We start from the raw sequence: 19185 nt of genomic DNA, 5'->3' as shown, positions 1-19185 counted from the left end.
CATTTTTGCAAGGCGAGGAACTGATCCGAAAGGATGAACCGCCCGAGCGGTTACCCGTTGATCACCGCGTTCCGTGTACTCCTTCTACGAGCTCGGAACATAGGCCCACGCTCGGGTTCCGGACTCTAGAACGACCGAGATTCTGTGGAACGTCCTCCGCTCGTACACGTCCGCATCGACAAGCTCCTTCGGGGTCACTTCGAGAATGGCCCCGCACACCACGTCCTGCGTCGATCCCGTCTCAACCAGCGCCGGATGCATATCCAGTCCGCTCAGTGCGACGACCTCGGCATCGTCAATGCGGATATCTCGCAACGCCCAACCGTGCAAAGAGTCTGCACGGGCTACGAGGGGCCGTCCGAAGAGTGAAGCCTGTACGACGGGGTCTTGCAGCGTTCCGAACGAGAATATTCGTTCGACGTGCCGCTCTTCCGGCCGTGTCACGCTACCCAGACCGTCTTCAGATTGCAGAACTCTCGGATGCCGGCGTTCGAGCTCTCCCTGCCGTGTCCCGAGCTCTTGACCCCTCCGAACGGCAGCTCGGCGAAAGAGCTCGTCATTCCGTTGACGAAGACTGCTCCGGCATCGAGCTGATTGACGAACCACGTCTGGTCATCGTGGTTCGAGGTCCAGATCGACGAACTGAGACCGAAGCGCGTGCCGTTGGCCACGGAGAGTGCTTCCTCGCGACTATTGACACGGTAGAGGGTGGCGACTGGCCCGAATGCTTCTTCCTTCACAATCCGCATCCCGTCGTGGAGGTCAGCTATCACCGTCGGGGGGAAGAACCAGCCAGGCCGGTTCGGGGCTGTCCCCCCTGTGAGGATCGAAGCGCCTCCGGCTGCGGCGTCGTGGACAAGATCGAGGAGGTCGTCCCGTCCCGACTGTGTCGCCAGTGGCCCCACATCCGTCGCTTCATCGAGTGGATCACCGACGGTCAGGGCTTCCATTTTCGAAACGAAGGCATCGACGAAATCGTCGTAGATTGCACTGTGAACGATGAACCGCTTCGCCGCGATGCAGGACTGACCGTTGTTCTGGACCCTTGCCTTGACAGCGGATGTCGATGCGGCGTCGATGTCGGCGTCCGGCATGACGATGAACGGATCCGAACCACCGAGTTCGAGAACACTCTTCTTCAGGTTCTTGCCGGCGGCAGTCGCTACAGAGCGTCCAGCCGGTTCGGACCCGGTGATCGAGACGGCCGCAATTCGGTCGTCACCAATGAGATCTGCGATGGCCGATGAGCCGATGAGGAGGGTCTGGAACGCGCCGTCCGGAAATCCGCCCCGCTTGAAAAGCGAGTCGAGATAAAGGGCGGCGCGCGGAACATTCGAGGCGTGTTTCAGGAGGCAGGAATTTCCGGCAGCCAGAGCGGGAACAGCGAACCTGATTACCTGCCACAACGGGAAATTCCACGGCATGACCGCGAGGACGGTGCCGAGGGGCTGCCAGGTGGTCCAGGCCTTCGATGCGCCGACGCTTGAAGGATCCCCCTGCCGTGCGTCCGCCAGGAAATCTGCAGCGTTCGTCGCAAAGAAGCGCAGCGTGTGAATGCACTTTTGTATCTCACGTTGCGACTGGTGGATCGGCTTCCCCATCTCGATGGTGATGGCGCTCGCCAACCAATCCACATCCTGCTCCAGCACCTCCGCCGTCGAGAGCAGCCAAATGGCTCGTTGCTCCATTGAGCTTGCCCTCATAGCGGCGCTTCCCTGGGCGGCCAGATCCAGTCGGCGCTCCACCTCCACGTCCCCATGAGGTTCGAAGATTTCCAGCGTGATGCCTGTGGTGGGGTTGATCGTGGCGATCGACATGGGTACTCCTCGTCATCGATGGCGCCAGTGCTGTCGCGCCCGCAGAAGAAATGATTACGGTGTAACCACTAATATTAGGTCGCAACCACGGGCGACGGAAAGGGGGTGGCGTGCAGCTCTTCCATACTGAGTCTTCTATTTTGAGAACAACGTAGCCAAAACTTGCAATCGGATCTACAGTAACTGCCATGAGCAAACGACCAGAACCCACGATCCGCCTTCGCGACTTCGATCTCGACCGGGTCGCTACCAATCCACTCACTGACGGTTTCATTCAATGGTGCGTTGTCACGCCCGACCTTGATGACGCGTGCGAGAAGATCGAAGCGCTGTACGGGGCTGCCGGGTTCTACGTGATGGAGAACGGTCCTCTCAACGACGTAAAGCTCCGAGGCGAGCCGATCGACATCCGCGTGGACATGGCCCTGGGCTACATCGGAGACATCAATGTCGAAGTCATCAGGCCGCGGCCAGAAGGGGACGACAACATCTACACCGAGTTCCTGGATGCCCATCCGGAGGGCGGAATGCACCATTTCGGGTTTCAGGTTCATGATTACGACGCCGCTGTCGACCATCTCATGGAGAATGCCGGGCCCATCGAGCAGGAGGGCTACTTCGGAACCGGTGGCACAAGGTTCGCCTACTTCGACACGCGGAGCACCACCGGCCTCTACACCGAGCTTCTGTGGTTCGACCCGAGCTCATCCAGCCTGATGGCTTCGCTCAAGCGCGCCGACGGAGCCGCGCTCCTCGAATGACGCACGCCAAAGCCGTCGTCTCGTCTGACCGGGGCGCAAGGCGGCGCCCCTAACCAATCTGGAGGTAGAGCAGATGCCGAAACAGACACATGTCACCGTTCCGCTCACATCCCGGTTCATTCGCGGTGCGCATCGCCTTGAGGCGGGCGAGAACGGAGTGGTGATTCACCGCCTCCCCGAATGGGCGCTCGAGCAGGCCGCCGACGCTCAGTTGGCGCTGGTGGAGACTCAACCATCCGGAGTTCGGATCGTCTTCAGTTCAGTCGCAACATCCGTCGACGTCACGGTCCGTCGATTTCGAACTACTCTCGTCGGCTTCCCGGAACGTCCGGATGGGGTGCTCGAGCTAGCAGTGGACGGTGAGGTCATCCAGCGCCAGACGACCGACGGGGGAGACACGACGACGATCGACATGGCGACAGGGGCCTCGGCGGTCAGAAGCGGCCCGCTTTTCGTGGCACGATTCGCCGGTTTGCCAGAAGTGTCGAAAGTCATTGAAATCTGGCTGCCCCATAACGAAAGCCTGGAAATCGTGAGCGTGACGGTGAACGCTGCAGTCGACGTCGTTCCCGCTCAGGACCGGCACTGGGTGCATTACGGCAGCTCGATCAGCCAGGGCTCGAATGCGATCCGCCCGACCGACATCTGGCCGGTTGTGGCAGCCCGCACGTCCGGGGTCGATCTGACCAACTTCGGGTTCGGGGGGAGCGCGCTGTTGGACGCGTTCATGGCGCGGATAATCTCAGACGTCAGCGCTGACGCCATCACGCTCAAGATCGGCATCAATCTCGTCAACACCGACGCGATGCGGCTTCGTGCCTTTCGATCAGCTCTGCACGGGTTCATCGATGTGATCCGTGATGGCCACCCTCTGACGCCGCTCGTTCTGATCTCACCCATCTATTGCGGGATACACGAAACCACCCCGGGGCCCAGTGGATTTGATCTTACTGAGATCGCGGGCGGCAGAGTCCGATTCGTGGCGGACGGAGCCCCCGGAGAGAAGCCCGCCGGCCAACTCACGTTGACCATCATTCGCGACGAGATGGAGCGGATCGTCAGGGAACGCGCGATCACGGACCCGCACCTCCACTATCTGGATGGCCTCTTGCTCTACGGTGAGCACGATGCTCGCGAGCATCCACTGCCCGATAACCTTCACCCGGATGAGTCGACGCAGCGCATGATGGGGGAGAGGTTTGTGCAGCTCGCCATCAACCGCCTGAATCTCTTCACGAGCCCTGAGGGTGACCTGGATTCGGGAGCCGGTTCGAGGGACGTTTCCACCGCACCGGGCTCGTGACGACGGCAGGGGGAATCCCGGTCGCGTCTCGAAGCGCGGAGCTGTTGAGGCACGCATCTCGTATCGAGCTGTTGCTGGATCTGGTATTCGTCTTCGTCGTGAGGCAGGTCACCGAGGTTGTGGCGGCAGAGCCTTCGATCATTGGTGTTACTCGTGCCGCCGCGATACTGGCGGTCGTCTGGTGGATGTACGACGCGTTCGTCTGGCTCGGCAACCAGATGACAGCAGACCGCCTCGCGTCGCGAGTCGGTTTTATAGCGGCGATGATTGCATTCCTCCTCATCGCCGACGCGATTCCTGGCGCTTTCGGTGATTCTGGTCTGCTCTTCGGTTTCGGTCTATTGGCTGTCGTCGTGATCCACTTCAGCATGTTCGTCGTTTTTGGCGGCGAAGGATCCACGGGGTCGATCCTCCGCGTGTTGCCCACAAACGTGGGAGGCGCAGTTCTCGTCATCGCGGCCGGCTTCTTCACCGGACCGGTCGACTGGATTCTCTTCGGCGGCGCAATCCTCGTTTTCATCTCAACCTCGCTCACGGACGGTCCTCGGCGGTTCGATCTCGGTGGTGCTCATTTCGTCGATCGTCATGGCCTCCTGATGATCATTGCTTTCGGAGAGACGATCATTGCCGTCGGGGCGGCTTCTGATCACCGCGCCTTCGACTTCTCCCTGATCGTCGGTACCGTGCTCAGCGTCGGGATCGTTGCCGGAATGTGGTGGTGCTACTTTCCTGGTGGCGATAGCCATGCTGACGATCCATTCGCCTCGTTGCTGCGTCGCAGACGTGCGTCACTCGCTCTAACGGCGTTCGGTCTCGATCACTTTCTGATGATTCTGGGGGTCGTTCTTTTCTCCGCGGGAGTGCGTCTGCTTATCGACGACGTCTTCGTCGCGGCGGATCCTGTCGCGGCCTGGCTTCTCGCTTTCGGTGTAGGCCTCTTTCTGAGCGCGAATGCCCGCTATCGCCAGGAGCTGGGGTTCGGAGCTGCCAGGGAACGCTATGTCGGGGCGATCGCGGCTCTTCCACTCGGGGGTCTGGGTCTCGTGGCTCCGATTGCGCTGGAGATGGTGGCGCTGCTCTCGCTTCTTGCCCTGGTGGTGCTTGCCGACCGACAACGCCGACCCGAGTCTCGTTGATCCCAGAGCGTCAGGATGGCCGCCGGCGAGGAGGCATTGACATGATGAATTGTTTCTGGCTACGTTGTAGCCAAGAGTCCGGGTGATTCGTTCCCCGTCGCATGCGGTATGTCGCTTCGGGTCTCGAATCCCGGCCTGTTCGTAAACCAGCTCGTTCACTGAGGAGAAATTCATGTCGGACATCGAACACGATGATTTCATTGCTGACGCCCGGAGGTACGCCAGCCAGGCGAGCTACGACGTGCAGAAGTTGCCCGAGGACTCCATTGAGCGCCAGGCCCTCCACAACCTCGTTTCTGCGATCGATTCCCTGATTCAGGCTGTCGATCCGAACTGACGGTTACCACCCCAGAGCTGACGGTTACCATCCCAGAGCTGACGTGATCGATCGGAATAAGCATGAATGTATTTGTCGTAGGCATCACCGGCGGAGTCGGTATGAAGGTCGCACGCAGGCTTCGCGAGCGGGGTGACAACGTAGCAGGCCTGATCCGGCATGACGATCAGAAATCGAAACTGAGCGCGATCGGGGCCGACGGTAGGACAGGCGATCTCGTCGAGTCCTCAGCGGAGGAGCTCGCTGGCGTCATCGGAGATGCGGAGGCTGTTGTCTTCACTGCCGGAGCAGGGGGGTCCGACGACGAGGCCACCACCGCGATCGACCGGGACGGGGTCATCAAAACGATAGAGGCAGCCAGTCTTGCCGGAGTTTCACGGCTGATTTTGGTGTCCGTTTTTCCGGAAGCGTGGCGAGATCGAAATCCTGGTGCAAGTTTCGAGCACTACATCCTCATGAAGAAGGAAGCGGAAGTAGCCGTAACTCATAGTGACCTTGACTGGGTCATCGTGAGGCCATCTGCGTTGCAGGATCATCCCGGGCGGGGGAGGGTGGTCCTTGGCCCGGCCGAGATCCATGCCGAGATCACCCGCGACGATATTGCCGCGACTATCGTCGAACTCGTTCACCAGCCTCGGATCAGCAGGAATATCCTGGAGGTCTCGGAGGGTGATACGCCGATTGCCGAGGCTGTCGCCTCGCTCATGGCGTAGCTGAGCGACGTCTGTGAGGTGAGTGACATGCGATGTGTTCTGGTCACGGGCGCTTCGGGAGGCATCGGTGCGGCTGCAGCCACGAGATTCGCCCAGGCGGGCGACCGGGTGGCACTTCACTACGTGAAGAACCGCGCCGGGGCGGAGGCGGTACTCGCGTCCTTGCCCGGCGAGGGGCATGTTCTCGTGTCGGGTGACGTCCAGGATCCCGACGCAGTTTCCCGAATCATCGCGTCGGCGATCACACAGCTGGGGCAGCTTGATGTGCTCGTGGTGAACGCGGCGGTGGCGCCCTCCGCCGACAACCGTCACGTGCTGGGCGAGATCGGGTATGCCGAGTGGGTTGCCGACTTCAGGAGAATGATCGACGTGAATCTGCTGGGGGCGGCGAATCTTGCGTGGGGAATCGCAGATCACCTCATCCAACGCCGATCACCGGGCGCGATTGTCAACGTCGGCTCGCGCGGCGCTTTCCGGGGGGAGCCCGAATACCCTGCGTATGCATCGAGCAAGGCGGGGTTGCATGCACTGGGACAGTCGCTCGCGGTAGCGCTCGCCCCGCACGGCATCTCGGTCAGTTCGGTCGCTCCGGGATTTGTCGCAACACCGAGACAGCTGTCGAAACTCGATGGCGCGGAGGGAGATGCTCTTCGAGCGCAGAGCCCTTTCGGGCGCGTCGGCACTCCGGCCGAGATTGCGGAAGCCGTGTTCTGGTTGGCTTCCCCCCAGGCAGTGTGGTCGTCGGGCGCCATTCTGGACGCGAACGGCGCGTCCTACCTCCGGACGTAGCACCGACAATCACATCTTTCTATCTAACGAGGAAGGAACAGGGAGGCCGTTTCGCCCTGAAGCTGACGAGCTATCGAGGGTCGATCGAGGACGACATTGATCCAGTCGAATCGCCCGTCGCGGAACCGGTACATGGCGAACTCGAGGAAGTGGATCTGCGCACCATTGGGCTGAAGTCCAAGCCACTCTTTCGTGGGCGTTCCATGATCGAGCAGCCTGACGAATACGTCGTTCTCGTCGATGACGAATTCGTCTACCCACCACGTGAAGTCGGGCACGCTGTCGATGTGAACTTCCATCGCCGCCCGGTACTCGGCGCGCGTCATCTGTTGGCCGTTGAAGCTCAGCGAGTCATGGGTGAACTGCTCCAGTTCATCGAGACGGCGGTGATTGATCGCGTCGATGTAGCGGCCGTACAGATCGCGAATGTGGTTCTCGTTCTGGCTCATGTCATGTCTCCTCATCGGTCTTGGTAGCACGGCGCTCATCTCGATTGAGGATGAAGATCGTGGTTGAGCAAGAGAACTCGCGCCGGTTACACTGTAGCCAAAATAGTGCGACCTAGGCAATCCGCCAGCAGGTGGCCCGTGATCGAAATGGTGGGACTCATGAGTACGTGGTTCATAACCGGAACTTCGTCTGGATTCGGTCGGCTGATGACGGAGAGGCTGCTCGATCGAGGACATTCGGTAGCGGCAACACTCCGCCGCCCAGAGGTGCTGCGCGACCAATTTCCCGATGCCAAGGATCGGCTCTGGCTGGCCGAACTGGACGTGACCGATAGTGTCGCTGTTGAACGAGTCGTCAGTGAGGCCTTCGCTCATTTCGGTGTCATAGATGTACTCGTCAATAACGCAGGATATGGCACGTTCGGCGCAGTAGAAGAGCTCACTGGGGAGCAGATCAGGCGAGCGATCGCGACGAACCTCGTTGGTTCCATTGACGTTGCCAAGGCCTTCATTCCTCGGCTGCGCGCCCAGGGCCACGGGCGCATCATTCAGGTTTCATCGGCGGGTGGTCAGACTGCCTACCCGGGGTTCTCGGCGTACCATGCAAGCAAGTGGGGCATTGAGGGCTTTATGGAAGCTCTGGCGGCGGAGGTTGCTCCATTCAACATCGGTGTCACCTTGGCTCAGCCGGGTGCCACTCCCACCGGATTCACGGCCGGACGCGACGACGGTGTCATCCTCGAGCCGTACGACGTCGGGCCGGTTGGCGACACGCGTCGCGGCATAGCAAACGGAGCTTTTCCGATTCCTAACGATCCCGCAAAAATAGTGGACGCCATCATCGACAGTGCGTTGGCCGATAATCCACCAATGAGATTGCCGCTCGGGCTCGACACCGATGCCGATCTTCGGGCTGCCTATAGACGGCGCCTTGAAGCTCATGACGCTCTGCAGGAGACTGCCCTCAGCGTCGGCCTGGATTGAGCCTCAAATACCGGTGGTTTCGTGAAGCCGGCTCGATTCCGAGTCGCCGTTTTCTAGTCTGAAAGGCAACGTATGGAACTGCATGGCAGCACGGCCCTCGTGACGGGCGCTAATCGTGGAATCGGACGGCATTTCGCCATCGAGTTGATCGATCGTGGAGCAAAGGTCTACGCCACGGCCCGCCGTCCCGAGCTCGTGGATGTGCCGGGAGCAATCGTGCTTAAGTTGGACATCACCGACGAGGCATCAGTCCGAGCGGCTGCCGATGCAGCGGAGGATGTGAATGTCCTGATCAACAACGCTGCGTCCACAGTTGGCGGGAATCTGGTGACCGGAGACCTGTCCAGCATCCGAGCAACTATGGATTCGAGCTACTACGGCACCCTGCACATGATTCGCGCTTTCGCGCCTGTTCTGGCCGCAAATGGCGGCGGGGCCATTTTGAATGTCCTATCGGCGGTTGCATGGACAACGATTGACGGCAACACCGCCTACGGAGCCGCAAAGTCCGCAGAATGGGGTCTCACCAACGGGGTTCGACTGGAGTTGGCCGCGCAGGGCACCTTGGTCTCGGCTTTGGTGCCTGGAGTGACTGCGACGGAAACGATGCGCGAGTACGCCCAGGAGGCCGGCATTCAGATTCGTGACGGGGCCCTGAATGAGCCAGTTGATCTCGTTCGTCTGGCTCTGGATGGCCTTGAAGCGGGGGACATCGAAATCCTTGACCGGTTCGGCCTTGAGGCCAAAGCGACTCTGGCTGGTCCGCCGCAGGCTTTCGACCTCAACAGGGCTCTTCGCTGACCCGTTCGTCCGTGGCCGTGGCCTAACGGTCGACAGCTGGCCCATTCGCCGTAACCCTTGACTTGTTCACTGAACAAGTAGAGACTCGTCGCGATGACCGATGCCTGGCGTGATTCGTCTGCAGTCATCCGCCGGAGCATGTTTGTGCGCCGGATGGGTCTCAGATGAGGGTGGTATGCGTGGACGCCGTAAATGTACAGGTCGACGGGAAATCGGGCGGAACCGATGGCGCAGCTCTGCCGGGCTTCGGAGGACTGTGGATACTGCTCGGCCCGATCCGCTGGCGACTGCTTGTCGCGTGCGTGATCGGGGCGATCGGGGCCGCCGCTTCCATCGTTCCGTTCATCGCAGTGGCGCAGCTCGCGGGGGTTCTGCTGGCGTTTCAAGAGGGCGCGGCGACTGCCGTGTGGCAATGGGGGTGGGTCGCTGTGGCGGCGCTACTCGTGCGGTTGATGTGCGTATTCGTCGCCGGTGGGATCACGCATTTCGCGGATACTCGATTTCAGTTGATCGTGCGGAGGCGGATGGCGGCGCGACTCGGCCGAGTGCCTTTGGGGTGGTTCACGGCGCGTACGTCGGGAACGGTGAAGAAGGGCGTTTCGGACGATGTGCTGCACATGCATCACTTGGTCGCGCACACGGCTCTGGAGATCGTCGACGGGGTGGTGGTTCCGGTCGTGACGCTGGTGTACCTATTCAGCATCAACTGGGTGATGTCACTCTTCGTGATGCTGCCTCTGGTAATTGGGATCGCTCTGTACGCAGCGCAGATCGCGAAAGTCCGGCCGCGGATGGCGGAATACTCCACGGCGATGGGTGAGATCAGCGGCACCGCGGTGGAGTTCGTCCAAGGCATCAGCGTCATCAAGGCCTTCGGGCAATCCGGACGGGCCTACCGCCGGTTCCTAAACGCGACCAAGCGCTTCATGGAATTGATGGTGGGAGTCACGAGCGGATCGATGCGGCCCAGTGCCCTCGCCGAGGTCGTGCTGGCACCGTTGACATCGCTCGTGATAGTGACCGCTGCGGGTGCAGCCCTGGCCGGGGCGGGGTGGATCAACCCGACCGATGTGATCCCCTTCGTGTTACTCGGTCTCGGAGTGACCGCACCCGTAATGGCGCTCTTCTTCAGCGCGACAGCGACAACGCAGGCGGCTGAGGCCAGCGAACGGGTTCTCGCTCTACTGGCCACTGAGATGCTGCCGACGTCAGATGCGCCCCGCGTACCCGCGGACTCCACGATCGCATTGGAGGACGTGCGATTCAGCTACGACGGAGAACACGCGGCACTCGATGGCATCGATCTCTTACTTGCTCCAGGCACGACGACCGCGCTGGTGGGGCGGTCTGGCTCCGGCAAGACGACGATCGCGAAGCTAATTCCTCGCTTCTGGGACCCTGACGCCGGGCGAATTACCTTGGGCGGCATCGATCTTCGTGATATCGCGCCGAGTGAGCTGTACCGGCACGTGACGTTTGTGTTCCAGGATGTGCAACTGCTGAGTGCCTCGGTCGCGGAGAACATTCGTCTCGCCAAGCCCAACGCGACACTTGCCGAAGTTGAGGCCTCTGCGCGGGCTGCACAGATCCACCGTCGCATCCTTGAACTGCCTCGAGGGTACGAGAGCGTGGTGGGCGAGGACGCCTTGCTCTCCGGAGGGGAGGCGCAGCGCGTCTCGATCGCGCGGGCGTTGCTCGCCAACGCTCCGGTCCTGGTCCTGGACGAGGCCACGGCGTTCGCCGATCCAGAGTCCGAAGCGCTCATTCAGGATGCGCTGTCCGAGCTTGCCGTGGGGCGCACGCTACTGGTGATCGCCCACCGACTCTCGACGATCCAGGGGGCGGATCAGATCGCCGTTGTGGAGCATGGACGCATCGTCGAGCGGGGCACGCACGACGATCTCCTCGCGCGAGCGGGAACGTACGCCGGATTATGGGCGAACCACGAGAGATCAGCGTCCTGGCATCCCGAAGTCCGTCCCACCGCTGGTTCCACGATGGAGGTCAACCGATGATCCGACGCATGCTACGCGTAATGGGAGACGATGCACCCACCTTGCGTCTTCTTATAGCGCTGACCGTCGTAGGCGCCGCCCTCCAGGGCGTCGCGTTCGTCCTGCTCGTTCCGCTCATCCAGGCCTTGTTGGAGGGCGACTTCCCGCGGCTCTGGCTCTGGGTCGGGATAGAAACAGCGATTGTCTTGTTATTCGGAGTGCTCAATTACCGGACAAAGATGCTTGGGCTGACCTCTTCTGTGTCGCTGACTTCACGTCTGTGGCAACGCCTCGGAGACCATATCTCGAAACTTCCGCTTGGCTGGTTCGACGCAGATAAGGTCGGATCGGTCTCGCGACTCGCGAGCGTCGGCGTGTTCAGCGTGAGCGGATTCCCGACGCAGATGCTTGGCATGCTAATCAATGCATTCGTAACGCCCGCCGTGGTCGTTGCCCTTATGTTCGTCTTCCAATGGCAGCTCGCCCTGGTCGCAGCTATTACCGCCCCGCTATTGTGGGCGGCCTATCAACTCGCCGGCGCGATCGTGGGAGCCGTCGATCGGCGCACCCACGGCGCCAATGTCCGCACCGCGAATCGACTGATCGAGTTCGCTCAGACTCAGCCGGTCCTGCGAGCATTCGGTCGCACGGCTCACGGCCACAAGATGCTCGATGACGCCCTGGTGGCACAGCGCAAGGCAGACAACACGCTGATCGCCTGGGGCGGTGTGGTCGGTGACGGGATCTTTCGACTCACCGTCCAGGCGGCGTTCACCGTCATCCTCCTCACCGGCATCACCCTTGCAGTCAACGCCACCATCGGCCCGGTGCAGTTGATCGCGCTGCTCATTCTCGCGACCCGATTCGTGCAGCCGCTGATGGAAGGGGCGGCAGCGGGCGGCGCCATGCGTACCGTGCGTAACAATCTCGACCGGATGGACACAGTCTTCGGTACCTCGCCGTTGCCTGAGCCCACAAGCGATGTCGCATTGGCGGAGCCCAGCGTCGAGTTCGAGCACGTGCGCTTCGGGTACGGCGACCGTGAGGTGCTGCACGGCGTCACCTTCACGGCGGCACCGCGAAGCATGACCGCGCTCGTCGGGCCATCTGGTTCTGGCAAGACGACGATAACTCGCCTCGTTGCCCGCTTCTGGGATGTCGAATCGGGCAACGTGAGGGTCTCCGGTGAGAGCGTCCGCTCGATGCCTGTGGAGCAATTGATGGCGCAGCTGTCGTTCGTTTTCCAGGACGTGTACCTGTTCTCTGGCACCATTCGCGAGAACATCCTGATGGCCCGTCCAGATGCCACGGGTGATGAGTTGCACGAGTCGATACGTCTGGCGCGAGTTGACGAGATCGCCAACCGCCTGCCCGGTGGACTGGACACCCCGGTCGGCGAGGGGGGCAGCGCACTGTCTGGTGGCGAGCGCCAGCGGGTCTCGATCGCGCGGGCGATTTTGAAGGACGCTCCGATCGTGCTCCTGGATGAGGCCACTGCCGCTCTCGACGCAGAGAATGAGGCACTCGTTCAGGATGCCCTGAACGCTCTCACTGCCAACCGCACCCTCATCGTCGTCGCCCACCGTCTGCAGACCATCGCTGCCGCAGATCAGATCGTATTCCTCGAGCAGGGAACCATCGCCGAACGCGGCACCCATGATGAGCTGATCGCTGCGCAGGGTCGATATGCCGACTTCTGGCGCGAACGCAGCCGTGCACGGGGCTGGCGTCTGGGGGCAAGGCCTGACTCCAAGATCGAATAATCCCATCGAATCCGATCTCGTCCGCCAAGTCGGCACCCAGCGAGGGGTGTCAGCTCTCGATGAGTTTCGAGCACAATGTAGCGTTTAACGGTACGGTGCGAAGTGGGCCACGTCGTCTAACGATGGAGAAGGAGCGATCGATGAGCAGCGAAATCATCTACCAGGATGCGACGTCACTTGCGGAGCTGATCAGGTCCGGTGATCTATCGCCTGTCGAGGTGGTCCAAGCGCACCTCGACAGGATAGACGCCGTCAACCCCGACATCAACGCGATCGTGACGCTTGCCGACGACGTTCTAGAGAAGGCCCGAAAAGCCGAACGCGCCGTGCGGGAGGGAGGAAAGCTCGGAGCATTCCACGGCGTACCGTTTACAGTGAAGGACTCGATCGATACCGGCGGACTCCTGACGCAACGTGGATCACCGATTTTTCGTGGACGTACGCCGAGTTCGGACGCGACCGTCGTCACCCGCATGAAGGCCGCCGGCGCGATTGTCCTGGCAAAGACCAACCTTCCCGAGTTCTCCTACGCCACGGAGACAAATAACCTCCTTACCGGCCGGACCAACAATCCGTGGGATCTCGATCGGACACCGGGAGGCTCGAGCGGCGGAGAATCCGCAGCAATAGCCGCAGGAATGTCCCCGATCGGCCTCGGAAGCGATGTCGCGATCTCGCTACGCGGCCCCGCGGCCCACACGGGAATTGTTGCGCTGAAGGCCAGCCACGGCCGCATCCCCATGACGGGCCTGTGGCCGAGGGTGCCGCGTCGCTTCTGGCATGTGGGGCCGATGGCGCGGAGCGTCAGGGACATCGCGCGTGCGTACCACCTACTCGTCGGGCCGGACGGTGCCGACGGGTTCGCGGTAACCACGCCTGAAACGGATCTCGGAATCGGCGACGATCGACGACCACTGCGCATCGGGTGGGCGACGTCGCCGGAGTTCGGGCTCATTGACTCCGAGGTATCGGCCACAGTAGAGGCTGCCGCCGACGCGCTAAGGGACGCTGGCGCTCACGTAGAGCATGTCGACATCCCATCACTTGCGGAGCTGGACACAGTCGAGCTGTTCTGGAAGCTGCAGGTCATGGAGGCGAAAGCGGCCTTCCATGAGGTCACAGACGGACACGAATCGGAGGTGTACAAGTACGTCAGGACCGTCTATGACACTCCTGACACGGGTATGCGAGATTTCGTCGTCGCCGAACAGCAGGCCGAGTCGCTTCGAGACGTGTTCGCCTCCTATTTTCACGAGCGCGACGTCCTGATCTGCCCGGTTACGCCGGTTCCCGCGCACGGCCACGACGCCGCAGAACTCTCGATCGACGGTCAGATGACGCCGAATGTGCACATCATGCAGGCCACCTCTCCGTTCAACATCACCGGTCTTCCCGCGCTCTCCATGAGATTCGGGACAAGTCGGGACGGACTACCTATCGCCGTGCAGATTGTTGCACCCTGGTTGGCTGAATCAACAGTCCTGCGGGTGGCGGCGGAGCTGGAGCGCGTCAGTCCAGTGCGCGGCGCGCACCCCGACTTGTGATGGGCGCGTACAAGGGCTGGGAGCACCGTTGACTGTATATCTGATTTTGGTTACGTTGTAGCCATCTTTCCTTAGGAGGTCAAATGGCTCGCGTTCTGTTCGATCTCACTGCTGCGCAGTACTGGACTCTGAAAGATGGTCACCGCCATCCGACCGGATATTGGGCCGAAGAGTTCGTCGCTCCATACCGCGTCTTCACGGGCGCCGGTCACGAGGTCGTCGTGGCTACACCCGCGGTACGAGTCCCCACGGTGGACACCATGAGTTTGCGCGATGGGATGGAAGGAGGGCAACATGCATCTCTCCGTCTAGAGGAAACGATTGAGGCGGCGGAGGAACTCAGGCACCCGCTCGACCTGAGGGAGGTCGACCTCGACGTGTTCGGTGCCGTGTTCTACCCAGGCGGGCATGGTCCGATGGAGGATCTGTCCGTTGACCTTGTCTCGGGGATGCTCTTGCGGAAGGCGCTCAACTCCGGAAAGCCCTTGGGGGTTGTGTGCCACGCGCCCGCGGCGTTCCTTGCCACGCGAGACGAGAAGGGCGACACCCCCTTCGCGGGGTATGAAGTGACCGGCTTCTCAAACGATGAGGAGGCCGATGTGGGCTTCGCCGAGAAGGCGAAGTGGCTCATGGAGGACAAGGCACGTGAGCTACCCATGAAGTACTCCTCGGGTCCGAACTGGGGCGTTTACACCGTGGTCGACCGAAGCCTGTTTACCGGTCGGAATCCGGCATCGTCAAGTCCCGTAGCCACTGAAAAATTGAAAGCTCTTTGAGAGGGACCACCGATGATTTCTGAGATCACGACGTTCGACGCGACCCGCCTCGCTAACCTCATTCGATCGGGCGAGCTATCTCCCGTGGAAGTGGTCCAGGCTCACCTGGATCGCATCGCATCTGTCGACCCGAAGATCAACGCGATCGTCACTGTTGCGGACAACGCGTTGGCCGAGGCCAAGCGGGCCGAAGCGGCGGTCAGATCGACTGACCGACTCGGCCCGCTGCACGGGGTGCCTTTTACAGTCAAAGATTCCATCGACACGGCGGGCGTGCTCACCCAGAGAGGATCTCCGATCTTCCGTGGCAGGACGCCGGACAAGGACGCTGTCAGCGTGACGCGCATGAAGGGTGCGGGCGGCATCCTTCTCGCCAAGACCAACCTCCCCGAGTTCTCCTACTCGACAGAAACAGACAATCTGCTCACGGGCCGAACCAATAACCCCTGGAACCTGCAGCGCACCCCCGGAGGGTCCAGCGGCGGAGAATCCGCAGCAATCGCGGCTCGCATGTCCCCGCTCGGGCTCGGCAGCGACCTGGCAATCTCTGTACGGGGACCGGCAGCCCACACGGGCATCGTCGCACTCAAGGCGACGCACGGACGCATCCCGACGACCGGAATCTGGCCAAGGGTGCCCCGGCGCGACTGGCACGTTGGGCCGATGGCGCGCACGGTACGCGACATCGCGTTGTCGTACTCGATCCTGCAAGGCCCCGATGGCGTCGACGGATACTCGATAGTGCCTCGCGCAGTCGCCGCTGGTCTTGGTGCCTTTCCGCAGCGTCAGCTCAGAGTCGGGTGGTTGGTCGAGCCGGGGTTCGGCCCGATCGACTCGGAGATCGCCGCGACCGTCGAAGCGGCAGCGGCGGCACTGCGCGCCGAGGGAATGGTCGTGGAGGCGGTTCGCGTACCCGCGCTGGAGCGGGACCTTCCGTTGAACATTTTCAACAAGCAGCACGTGATGGAGCTCAAGCCCGCGTTCGCGGAAGCCACGCGCGGACACGAGGACGAGATGTTCTCGATCTCGAGAGCGATGCTCGCTACTCCAGACACGTCGGTCGCGGACTATGTGCTCGCAGAGCAATGGATGGAGGAGCTGCGCGACGGATTCGCCGAATACTTTGAGGGATATGACGCCTTGATTCTCCCCGCAACGCCGATTCCGGCGCACGCTCACGGAATGAGCGAGTTCGTCATCAACGGTCAAACCGTCCCGGCGACATACATCCAGAACGCGACGGTCCCATTCAACATGACGGGCCTGCCGGCGCTGTCGATGCGCTTCGGCACAAGCAGCGATGGACTTCCGATCGGAGTGCAGATCGCGGCATCGTGGCTGGCCGAGTCCACAATCCTTAACATCGCTTCGGTTCTTGAATTAGTGAGCCCCGTCCGCAACCTTCACCCCACCATCTCCTAGGTGGAGCCCGCGTCAGACCTGAGACGAGATACATCGAAGTCTGCAGACCATCGCCGCCGCAGATGAACGCAGCAGTGCGCGGGGCTGGCGTGTGGGGGCAAAGGCCTGATTGTCCATCGCGCTGCCGCGCACCGTGACGATCGCGGTCGCGCCCGTAGGCTGGGGCATGACGATTAAACACACGAGGGAGGCGCGATGGCCGCGAAGCGCCACAACCGGGATGACGTCGTGCGCGGAGCGTTTGCGGTTCTCGACGAGTCGGGTATCGAGGCCGTCACACTCCGTGGCGTCGCAAAGCGAATGGGACTGCACCAGAATTCCGTGACTTTCCAAGTCACCAGCAAGGCGTTCCTGTTCGAGCTCATGGCCGAGGTCATCCTCGGCGAACTCTCTCTCGATGACCTTCCCGAGAAACCGCCTGAACGGATCGCGGAGGTCAGCAAGCGGCTCCGGCTCGCGATGCTCTCCCACCGAGACGGTGGACGGGTGATCGGAGGGACGGATACCGCCGACGCCAACGCCTTGGCATACGCCGACGTCACCATCTCTGCGTTCCTGGAGGCGGGCGTGAGCGCTGTCATTGCTACCCGAGCCAGCGTGGCGCTGCATTGCCTGATCATCGGGCTCGTCGAGGAAGAGCAGGCAGAACGGCCGAACCCGCGCCGGCACCATATCTCGCCCGATGACTACCCGGGACTGGCGCACATCGGGGGACTGCTCGACGAGGATTCCTATACCGAGCGAGCCGCGTTCGGTATCGAGGCGCTCATCAATCAGGCCCTCCTGACGGCCGAGGTCCGGTAGCCCTCGCTCGACGCGAGCCTAAACGGTGCGGAATGGGACAGGCGACGAGAATTTGCCGCGCACGGGGAACTCCGACACCCGAATTCGAGCCGATCCGTACGGAACGAGCGCGACGTCGACCGGCGGGCCAGCGTCGATCACCGGGCTATCTGGAACTCTGCCCGCCTGGGCGCCGTCGAGGGTCCAAGACGGGGTATGGGCGCCACGCACGTCGAACCGTAACGGAGCATCCGCAAGGCTGAAAGGCACGGGACCGGGCGCCCGCCTGATGACCGCCCAATCAGGCGCGGCATCGACGCTGTCGATCGCAAAGTTCCAGGATGTTCGAGGGCGCACCTCCCATTCTCCGAGGCCTGGGGCGCCAGCGACAGGAATCCAATTCTCGGGCACGCGGAGCGCGAGTTGCAATGGTCCGAAGCGGAGTCCGATAGCTCCGCGGTCTCGTTCGATCACTCGGGGACGCATGGGTAGGAGCAGTCGGATGAGACTCCCGTCGCGCCAGGTGCGCTCGATCGAAACGTATCCGTCGTCGAGAAGTCCTCTGAGATCTACTGCCTCTCCGTCGACAGTCAGGGTGGATGTGTCAGCCCACGCAGGGATTCGAAGTCGGATTGCGCGATCGAACTCCCGTTCGGTACGGACACGAATGGAAATGACCTCGTCGAACGGATACTCGGTATCGACCTCAAGTCGGATGTCCTTCCCTCCAGCGTTGGCATCGATGACGGCCGGGGCATATGCGATGACGCGCAAACCACCGTCCGGATCCTGCACCCACAGCGACCGGACGAGCTTGGGCCAACCCTGATGCAGGTTGGCCGTGCAGCATCCGAAGTGCGGTTCGAGACCGAATATGTTCGCATCGTCGCTGGAGTGGGTCCACGGTCGACTGGCGACGGACACGAGGACCTGGTTTGCCTGCTGGTGATATTGATGTGCCGTCATCTCTGGATTGCAGGCGGCCGCAAGCAGGTTGAAGGCCAGCGACTCGAGACGATCACCATAGACGCCTCCGCCGTAGATCTGAGCGCAGTTTTCAAGCGTGAACATCAACTCGACGACCTGGCAGGTCTCCAGTCCGGCGGTTGCCTCGCGTCCGCCGAGCCACTCGTCGCCGGAGAAGAACCCGTGCACCTGACCGTGCCACCGATCGAGTGCTGCGAATGAGCGTTCCGTCGCCTCTCGGCGGTCACAACCGTCGACAGCGCTGGCCACGGCACCGGTCTTCAGCCCCATAGCAACATTGGTGCCATGTGTCAGATGGTGAAACTCCCGAGCCGGGCCGCTGATCAGCTGCTCACCGAGGTACGTGTCCCAGTCGGCGGTCTGCTTCAGGAGCAGGGCCGACAGATCGAGAAGCCAGCTTTCCCCGGTGCGAGCATGGAGCCACAGCACGCTCAGCACGTTATCGGCCCCTCGTGCGCACGCCCAGTCCGTCAGCGGCTCTGTCGGAAGGTGGGCCAGTTGGTAGCGCAGATATGCATCGACGAATGCAGGAACCCGTTCATCGCCCGTCGCATCTGCGTACTGCGTGATCGCCTTTAGCGCTACGGTCCGGGGCCACCAGTCGCGATTGGTTGCCGGCCCGAAGAACCCGGACGAGTCTTGCGAGTCCAAGATCCACTCGATCCATGGGCGCGCTCGTGCGATCAGTCTCGGATCGTCGAGAATGTAGGCGAGTGGGACGAGTCCGTCGAGATAGTACGGCCCCCGCTCCCAGCTCTCGCCGTTCCCACCCAGCCATGCGCTGTCGGGACCGACATCGGTCCACATCTCTTCCAGTCTGCCCGTG

The 19185-nt window shown here is 61.8% G+C and carries 18 protein-coding genes; 14 read left to right on the top strand and 4 right to left on the bottom strand.

Annotated elements, in window-relative coordinates; translation table 11 throughout:
• Positions 1-84: 84 nt before the first annotated feature.
• Entirely contained in the window at positions 85-444 is a 360-nt protein-coding gene (locus ASF06_RS20235; protein WP_055950352.1) for a gamma-glutamylcyclotransferase family protein, read from the bottom strand.
• Positions 441-1817: an aldehyde dehydrogenase family protein gene (locus ASF06_RS18110; RefSeq protein WP_055950351.1), complete on the bottom strand. Its 1377-nt coding sequence runs from the start codon at positions 1815-1817 to the stop codon at positions 441-443. The genes ASF06_RS20235 and ASF06_RS18110 overlap by 4 nt, the downstream gene beginning before the upstream one ends.
• Before the next feature lie 188 nt (positions 1818-2005).
• Between ASF06_RS18110 and ASF06_RS18105 the strand changes: the two genes are divergently transcribed.
• The 6 genes from ASF06_RS18105 to ASF06_RS18085 all read left to right on the top strand — a co-directional run bounded on the left by ASF06_RS18105 (position 2006) and on the right by ASF06_RS18085 (position 6856).
• Positions 2006-2578, top strand: a complete 573-nt coding sequence (locus ASF06_RS18105) for a VOC family protein (RefSeq protein ID WP_082501069.1) — start codon at positions 2006-2008, stop codon at positions 2576-2578.
• A 73-nt stretch (positions 2579-2651) separates the two neighbouring features.
• Positions 2652-3881 (top strand): SGNH/GDSL hydrolase family protein, encoded by a 1230-nt coding sequence (locus tag ASF06_RS18100; RefSeq protein ID WP_082501068.1) that lies wholly within the window; start codon positions 2652-2654, stop codon positions 3879-3881.
• Positions 3878-5017, top strand: coding sequence for a low temperature requirement protein A (locus ASF06_RS18095; RefSeq protein ID WP_055950345.1), 1140 nt, complete (start codon positions 3878-3880; stop codon positions 5015-5017). The genes ASF06_RS18100 and ASF06_RS18095 overlap by 4 nt, the downstream gene beginning before the upstream one ends.
• Positions 5018-5189: 172 nt before the next feature.
• Positions 5190-5354, top strand: coding sequence for a hypothetical protein (locus tag ASF06_RS19910; RefSeq protein WP_200920415.1), 165 nt, complete (start codon positions 5190-5192; stop codon positions 5352-5354).
• Between the two features lie 62 nt (positions 5355-5416).
• Entirely contained in the window at positions 5417-6067 is a 651-nt protein-coding gene (locus tag ASF06_RS18090; RefSeq protein ID WP_055950337.1) for an NAD(P)H-binding protein, read from the top strand.
• Positions 6068-6094: 27 nt separating this feature from the next.
• Positions 6095-6856, top strand: a complete 762-nt coding sequence (locus ASF06_RS18085; RefSeq protein WP_055950334.1) for an SDR family NAD(P)-dependent oxidoreductase — start codon at positions 6095-6097, stop codon at positions 6854-6856.
• 23 nt (positions 6857-6879) lie between these two features.
• Here the strand turns inward: ASF06_RS18085 and ASF06_RS19740 are convergent, their stop codons facing one another.
• Complete coding sequence (locus ASF06_RS19740; RefSeq protein WP_055950331.1) at positions 6880-7305, bottom strand: ester cyclase; 426 nt, start codon at positions 7303-7305, stop codon at positions 6880-6882.
• A gap of 147 nt (positions 7306-7452) precedes the next feature.
• On the opposite strand from ASF06_RS19740, the gene ASF06_RS18075 reads away from it, so the two are divergent.
• The 8 genes from ASF06_RS18075 (at position 7453) to ASF06_RS18040 (ending at position 17393) form a co-directional block, all read left to right on the top strand.
• Positions 7453-8289, top strand: a complete 837-nt coding sequence (locus ASF06_RS18075) for an SDR family oxidoreductase (protein ID WP_326942382.1) — start codon at positions 7453-7455, stop codon at positions 8287-8289.
• Between the two features lie 72 nt (positions 8290-8361).
• Complete coding sequence (locus ASF06_RS18070; protein WP_055950328.1) at positions 8362-9090, top strand: SDR family NAD(P)-dependent oxidoreductase; 729 nt, start codon at positions 8362-8364, stop codon at positions 9088-9090.
• 179 nt (positions 9091-9269) lie between these two features.
• Positions 9270-11105, top strand: a complete 1836-nt coding sequence (locus ASF06_RS18065) for an ABC transporter ATP-binding protein (protein ID WP_200920413.1) — start codon at positions 9270-9272, stop codon at positions 11103-11105.
• A 20-nt stretch (positions 11106-11125) separates the two neighbouring features.
• The gene (locus ASF06_RS18060) at positions 11126-12847 is read left to right on the top strand and encodes an ABC transporter ATP-binding protein (protein ID WP_200920412.1); all 1722 of its coding nucleotides are present in this window, start codon (positions 11126-11128) and stop codon (positions 12845-12847) included.
• 140 nt (positions 12848-12987) lie between these two features.
• On the top strand, positions 12988-14391 hold the full coding sequence (locus tag ASF06_RS18055; RefSeq protein WP_055950320.1) for an amidase: 1404 nt from the start codon (positions 12988-12990) through the stop codon (positions 14389-14391).
• Between the two features lie 83 nt (positions 14392-14474).
• Positions 14475-15167, top strand: a complete 693-nt coding sequence (locus ASF06_RS18050; RefSeq protein WP_055950317.1) for a type 1 glutamine amidotransferase domain-containing protein — start codon at positions 14475-14477, stop codon at positions 15165-15167.
• Between the two features lie 12 nt (positions 15168-15179).
• Positions 15180-16589, top strand: a complete 1410-nt coding sequence (locus tag ASF06_RS18045) for an amidase (RefSeq protein ID WP_055950314.1) — start codon at positions 15180-15182, stop codon at positions 16587-16589.
• A 195-nt stretch (positions 16590-16784) separates the two neighbouring features.
• Positions 16785-17393, top strand: a complete 609-nt coding sequence (locus tag ASF06_RS18040; protein ID WP_055950311.1) for a TetR/AcrR family transcriptional regulator C-terminal domain-containing protein — start codon at positions 16785-16787, stop codon at positions 17391-17393.
• Between the two features lie 18 nt (positions 17394-17411).
• Here the strand turns inward: ASF06_RS18040 and ASF06_RS18035 are convergent, their stop codons facing one another.
• Positions 17412-19166 carry a beta-L-arabinofuranosidase domain-containing protein gene (locus ASF06_RS18035; protein ID WP_162237727.1) on the bottom strand — a complete coding sequence of 585 codons (1755 nt, stop codon included), beginning with the start codon at positions 19164-19166 and terminating at the stop codon, positions 17412-17414.
• Positions 19167-19185 lie beyond the last annotated feature (19 nt).

This window comes from Agreia sp. Leaf244 (genome assembly GCF_001422695.1).
Taxonomy (GTDB): domain Bacteria; phylum Actinomycetota; class Actinomycetes; order Actinomycetales; family Microbacteriaceae; genus Agreia.
This window is presented reverse-complemented; position numbering and strand designations above follow the sequence as displayed.

Bases quoted from the DNA above. Each gene is read 5' to 3' on its own strand.
- ASF06_RS18060 (WP_200920412.1), top strand. From the start codon at position 11,126: ATGGGAGACGATGCACCCACCTTGCGTCTTCTTATAGCGCTGACCGTC.
- ASF06_RS18050 (WP_055950317.1), top strand. From the start codon at position 14,475: ATGGCTCGCGTTCTGTTCGATCTCACTGCTGCGCAGTACTGGACTCTG.
- ASF06_RS18070 (WP_055950328.1), top strand. From the start codon at position 8,362: ATGGAACTGCATGGCAGCACGGCCCTCGTGACGGGCGCTAATCGTGGA.
- ASF06_RS18045 (WP_055950314.1), top strand. From the start codon at position 15,180: ATGATTTCTGAGATCACGACGTTCGACGCGACCCGCCTCGCTAACCTC.
- ASF06_RS18085 (WP_055950334.1), top strand. From the start codon at position 6,095: ATGCGATGTGTTCTGGTCACGGGCGCTTCGGGAGGCATCGGTGCGGCT.
- ASF06_RS18110 (WP_055950351.1), bottom strand. From the start codon at position 1,817: ATGTCGATCGCCACGATCAACCCCACCACAGGCATCACGCTGGAAATC.
- ASF06_RS18040 (WP_055950311.1), top strand. From the start codon at position 16,785: ATGGCCGCGAAGCGCCACAACCGGGATGACGTCGTGCGCGGAGCGTTT.
- ASF06_RS18100 (WP_082501068.1), top strand. From the start codon at position 2,652: ATGCCGAAACAGACACATGTCACCGTTCCGCTCACATCCCGGTTCATT.
- ASF06_RS19910 (WP_200920415.1), top strand. From the start codon at position 5,190: ATGTCGGACATCGAACACGATGATTTCATTGCTGACGCCCGGAGGTAC.
- ASF06_RS18035 (WP_162237727.1), bottom strand. From the start codon at position 19,166: ATGTGGACCGATGTCGGTCCCGACAGCGCATGGCTGGGTGGGAACGGC.
- ASF06_RS18075 (WP_326942382.1), top strand. From the start codon at position 7,453: ATGGTGGGACTCATGAGTACGTGGTTCATAACCGGAACTTCGTCTGGA.
- ASF06_RS18105 (WP_082501069.1), top strand. From the start codon at position 2,006: ATGAGCAAACGACCAGAACCCACGATCCGCCTTCGCGACTTCGATCTC.
- ASF06_RS18055 (WP_055950320.1), top strand. From the start codon at position 12,988: ATGAGCAGCGAAATCATCTACCAGGATGCGACGTCACTTGCGGAGCTG.
- ASF06_RS19740 (WP_055950331.1), bottom strand. From the start codon at position 7,305: ATGAGCCAGAACGAGAACCACATTCGCGATCTGTACGGCCGCTACATC.
- ASF06_RS18090 (WP_055950337.1), top strand. From the start codon at position 5,417: ATGAATGTATTTGTCGTAGGCATCACCGGCGGAGTCGGTATGAAGGTC.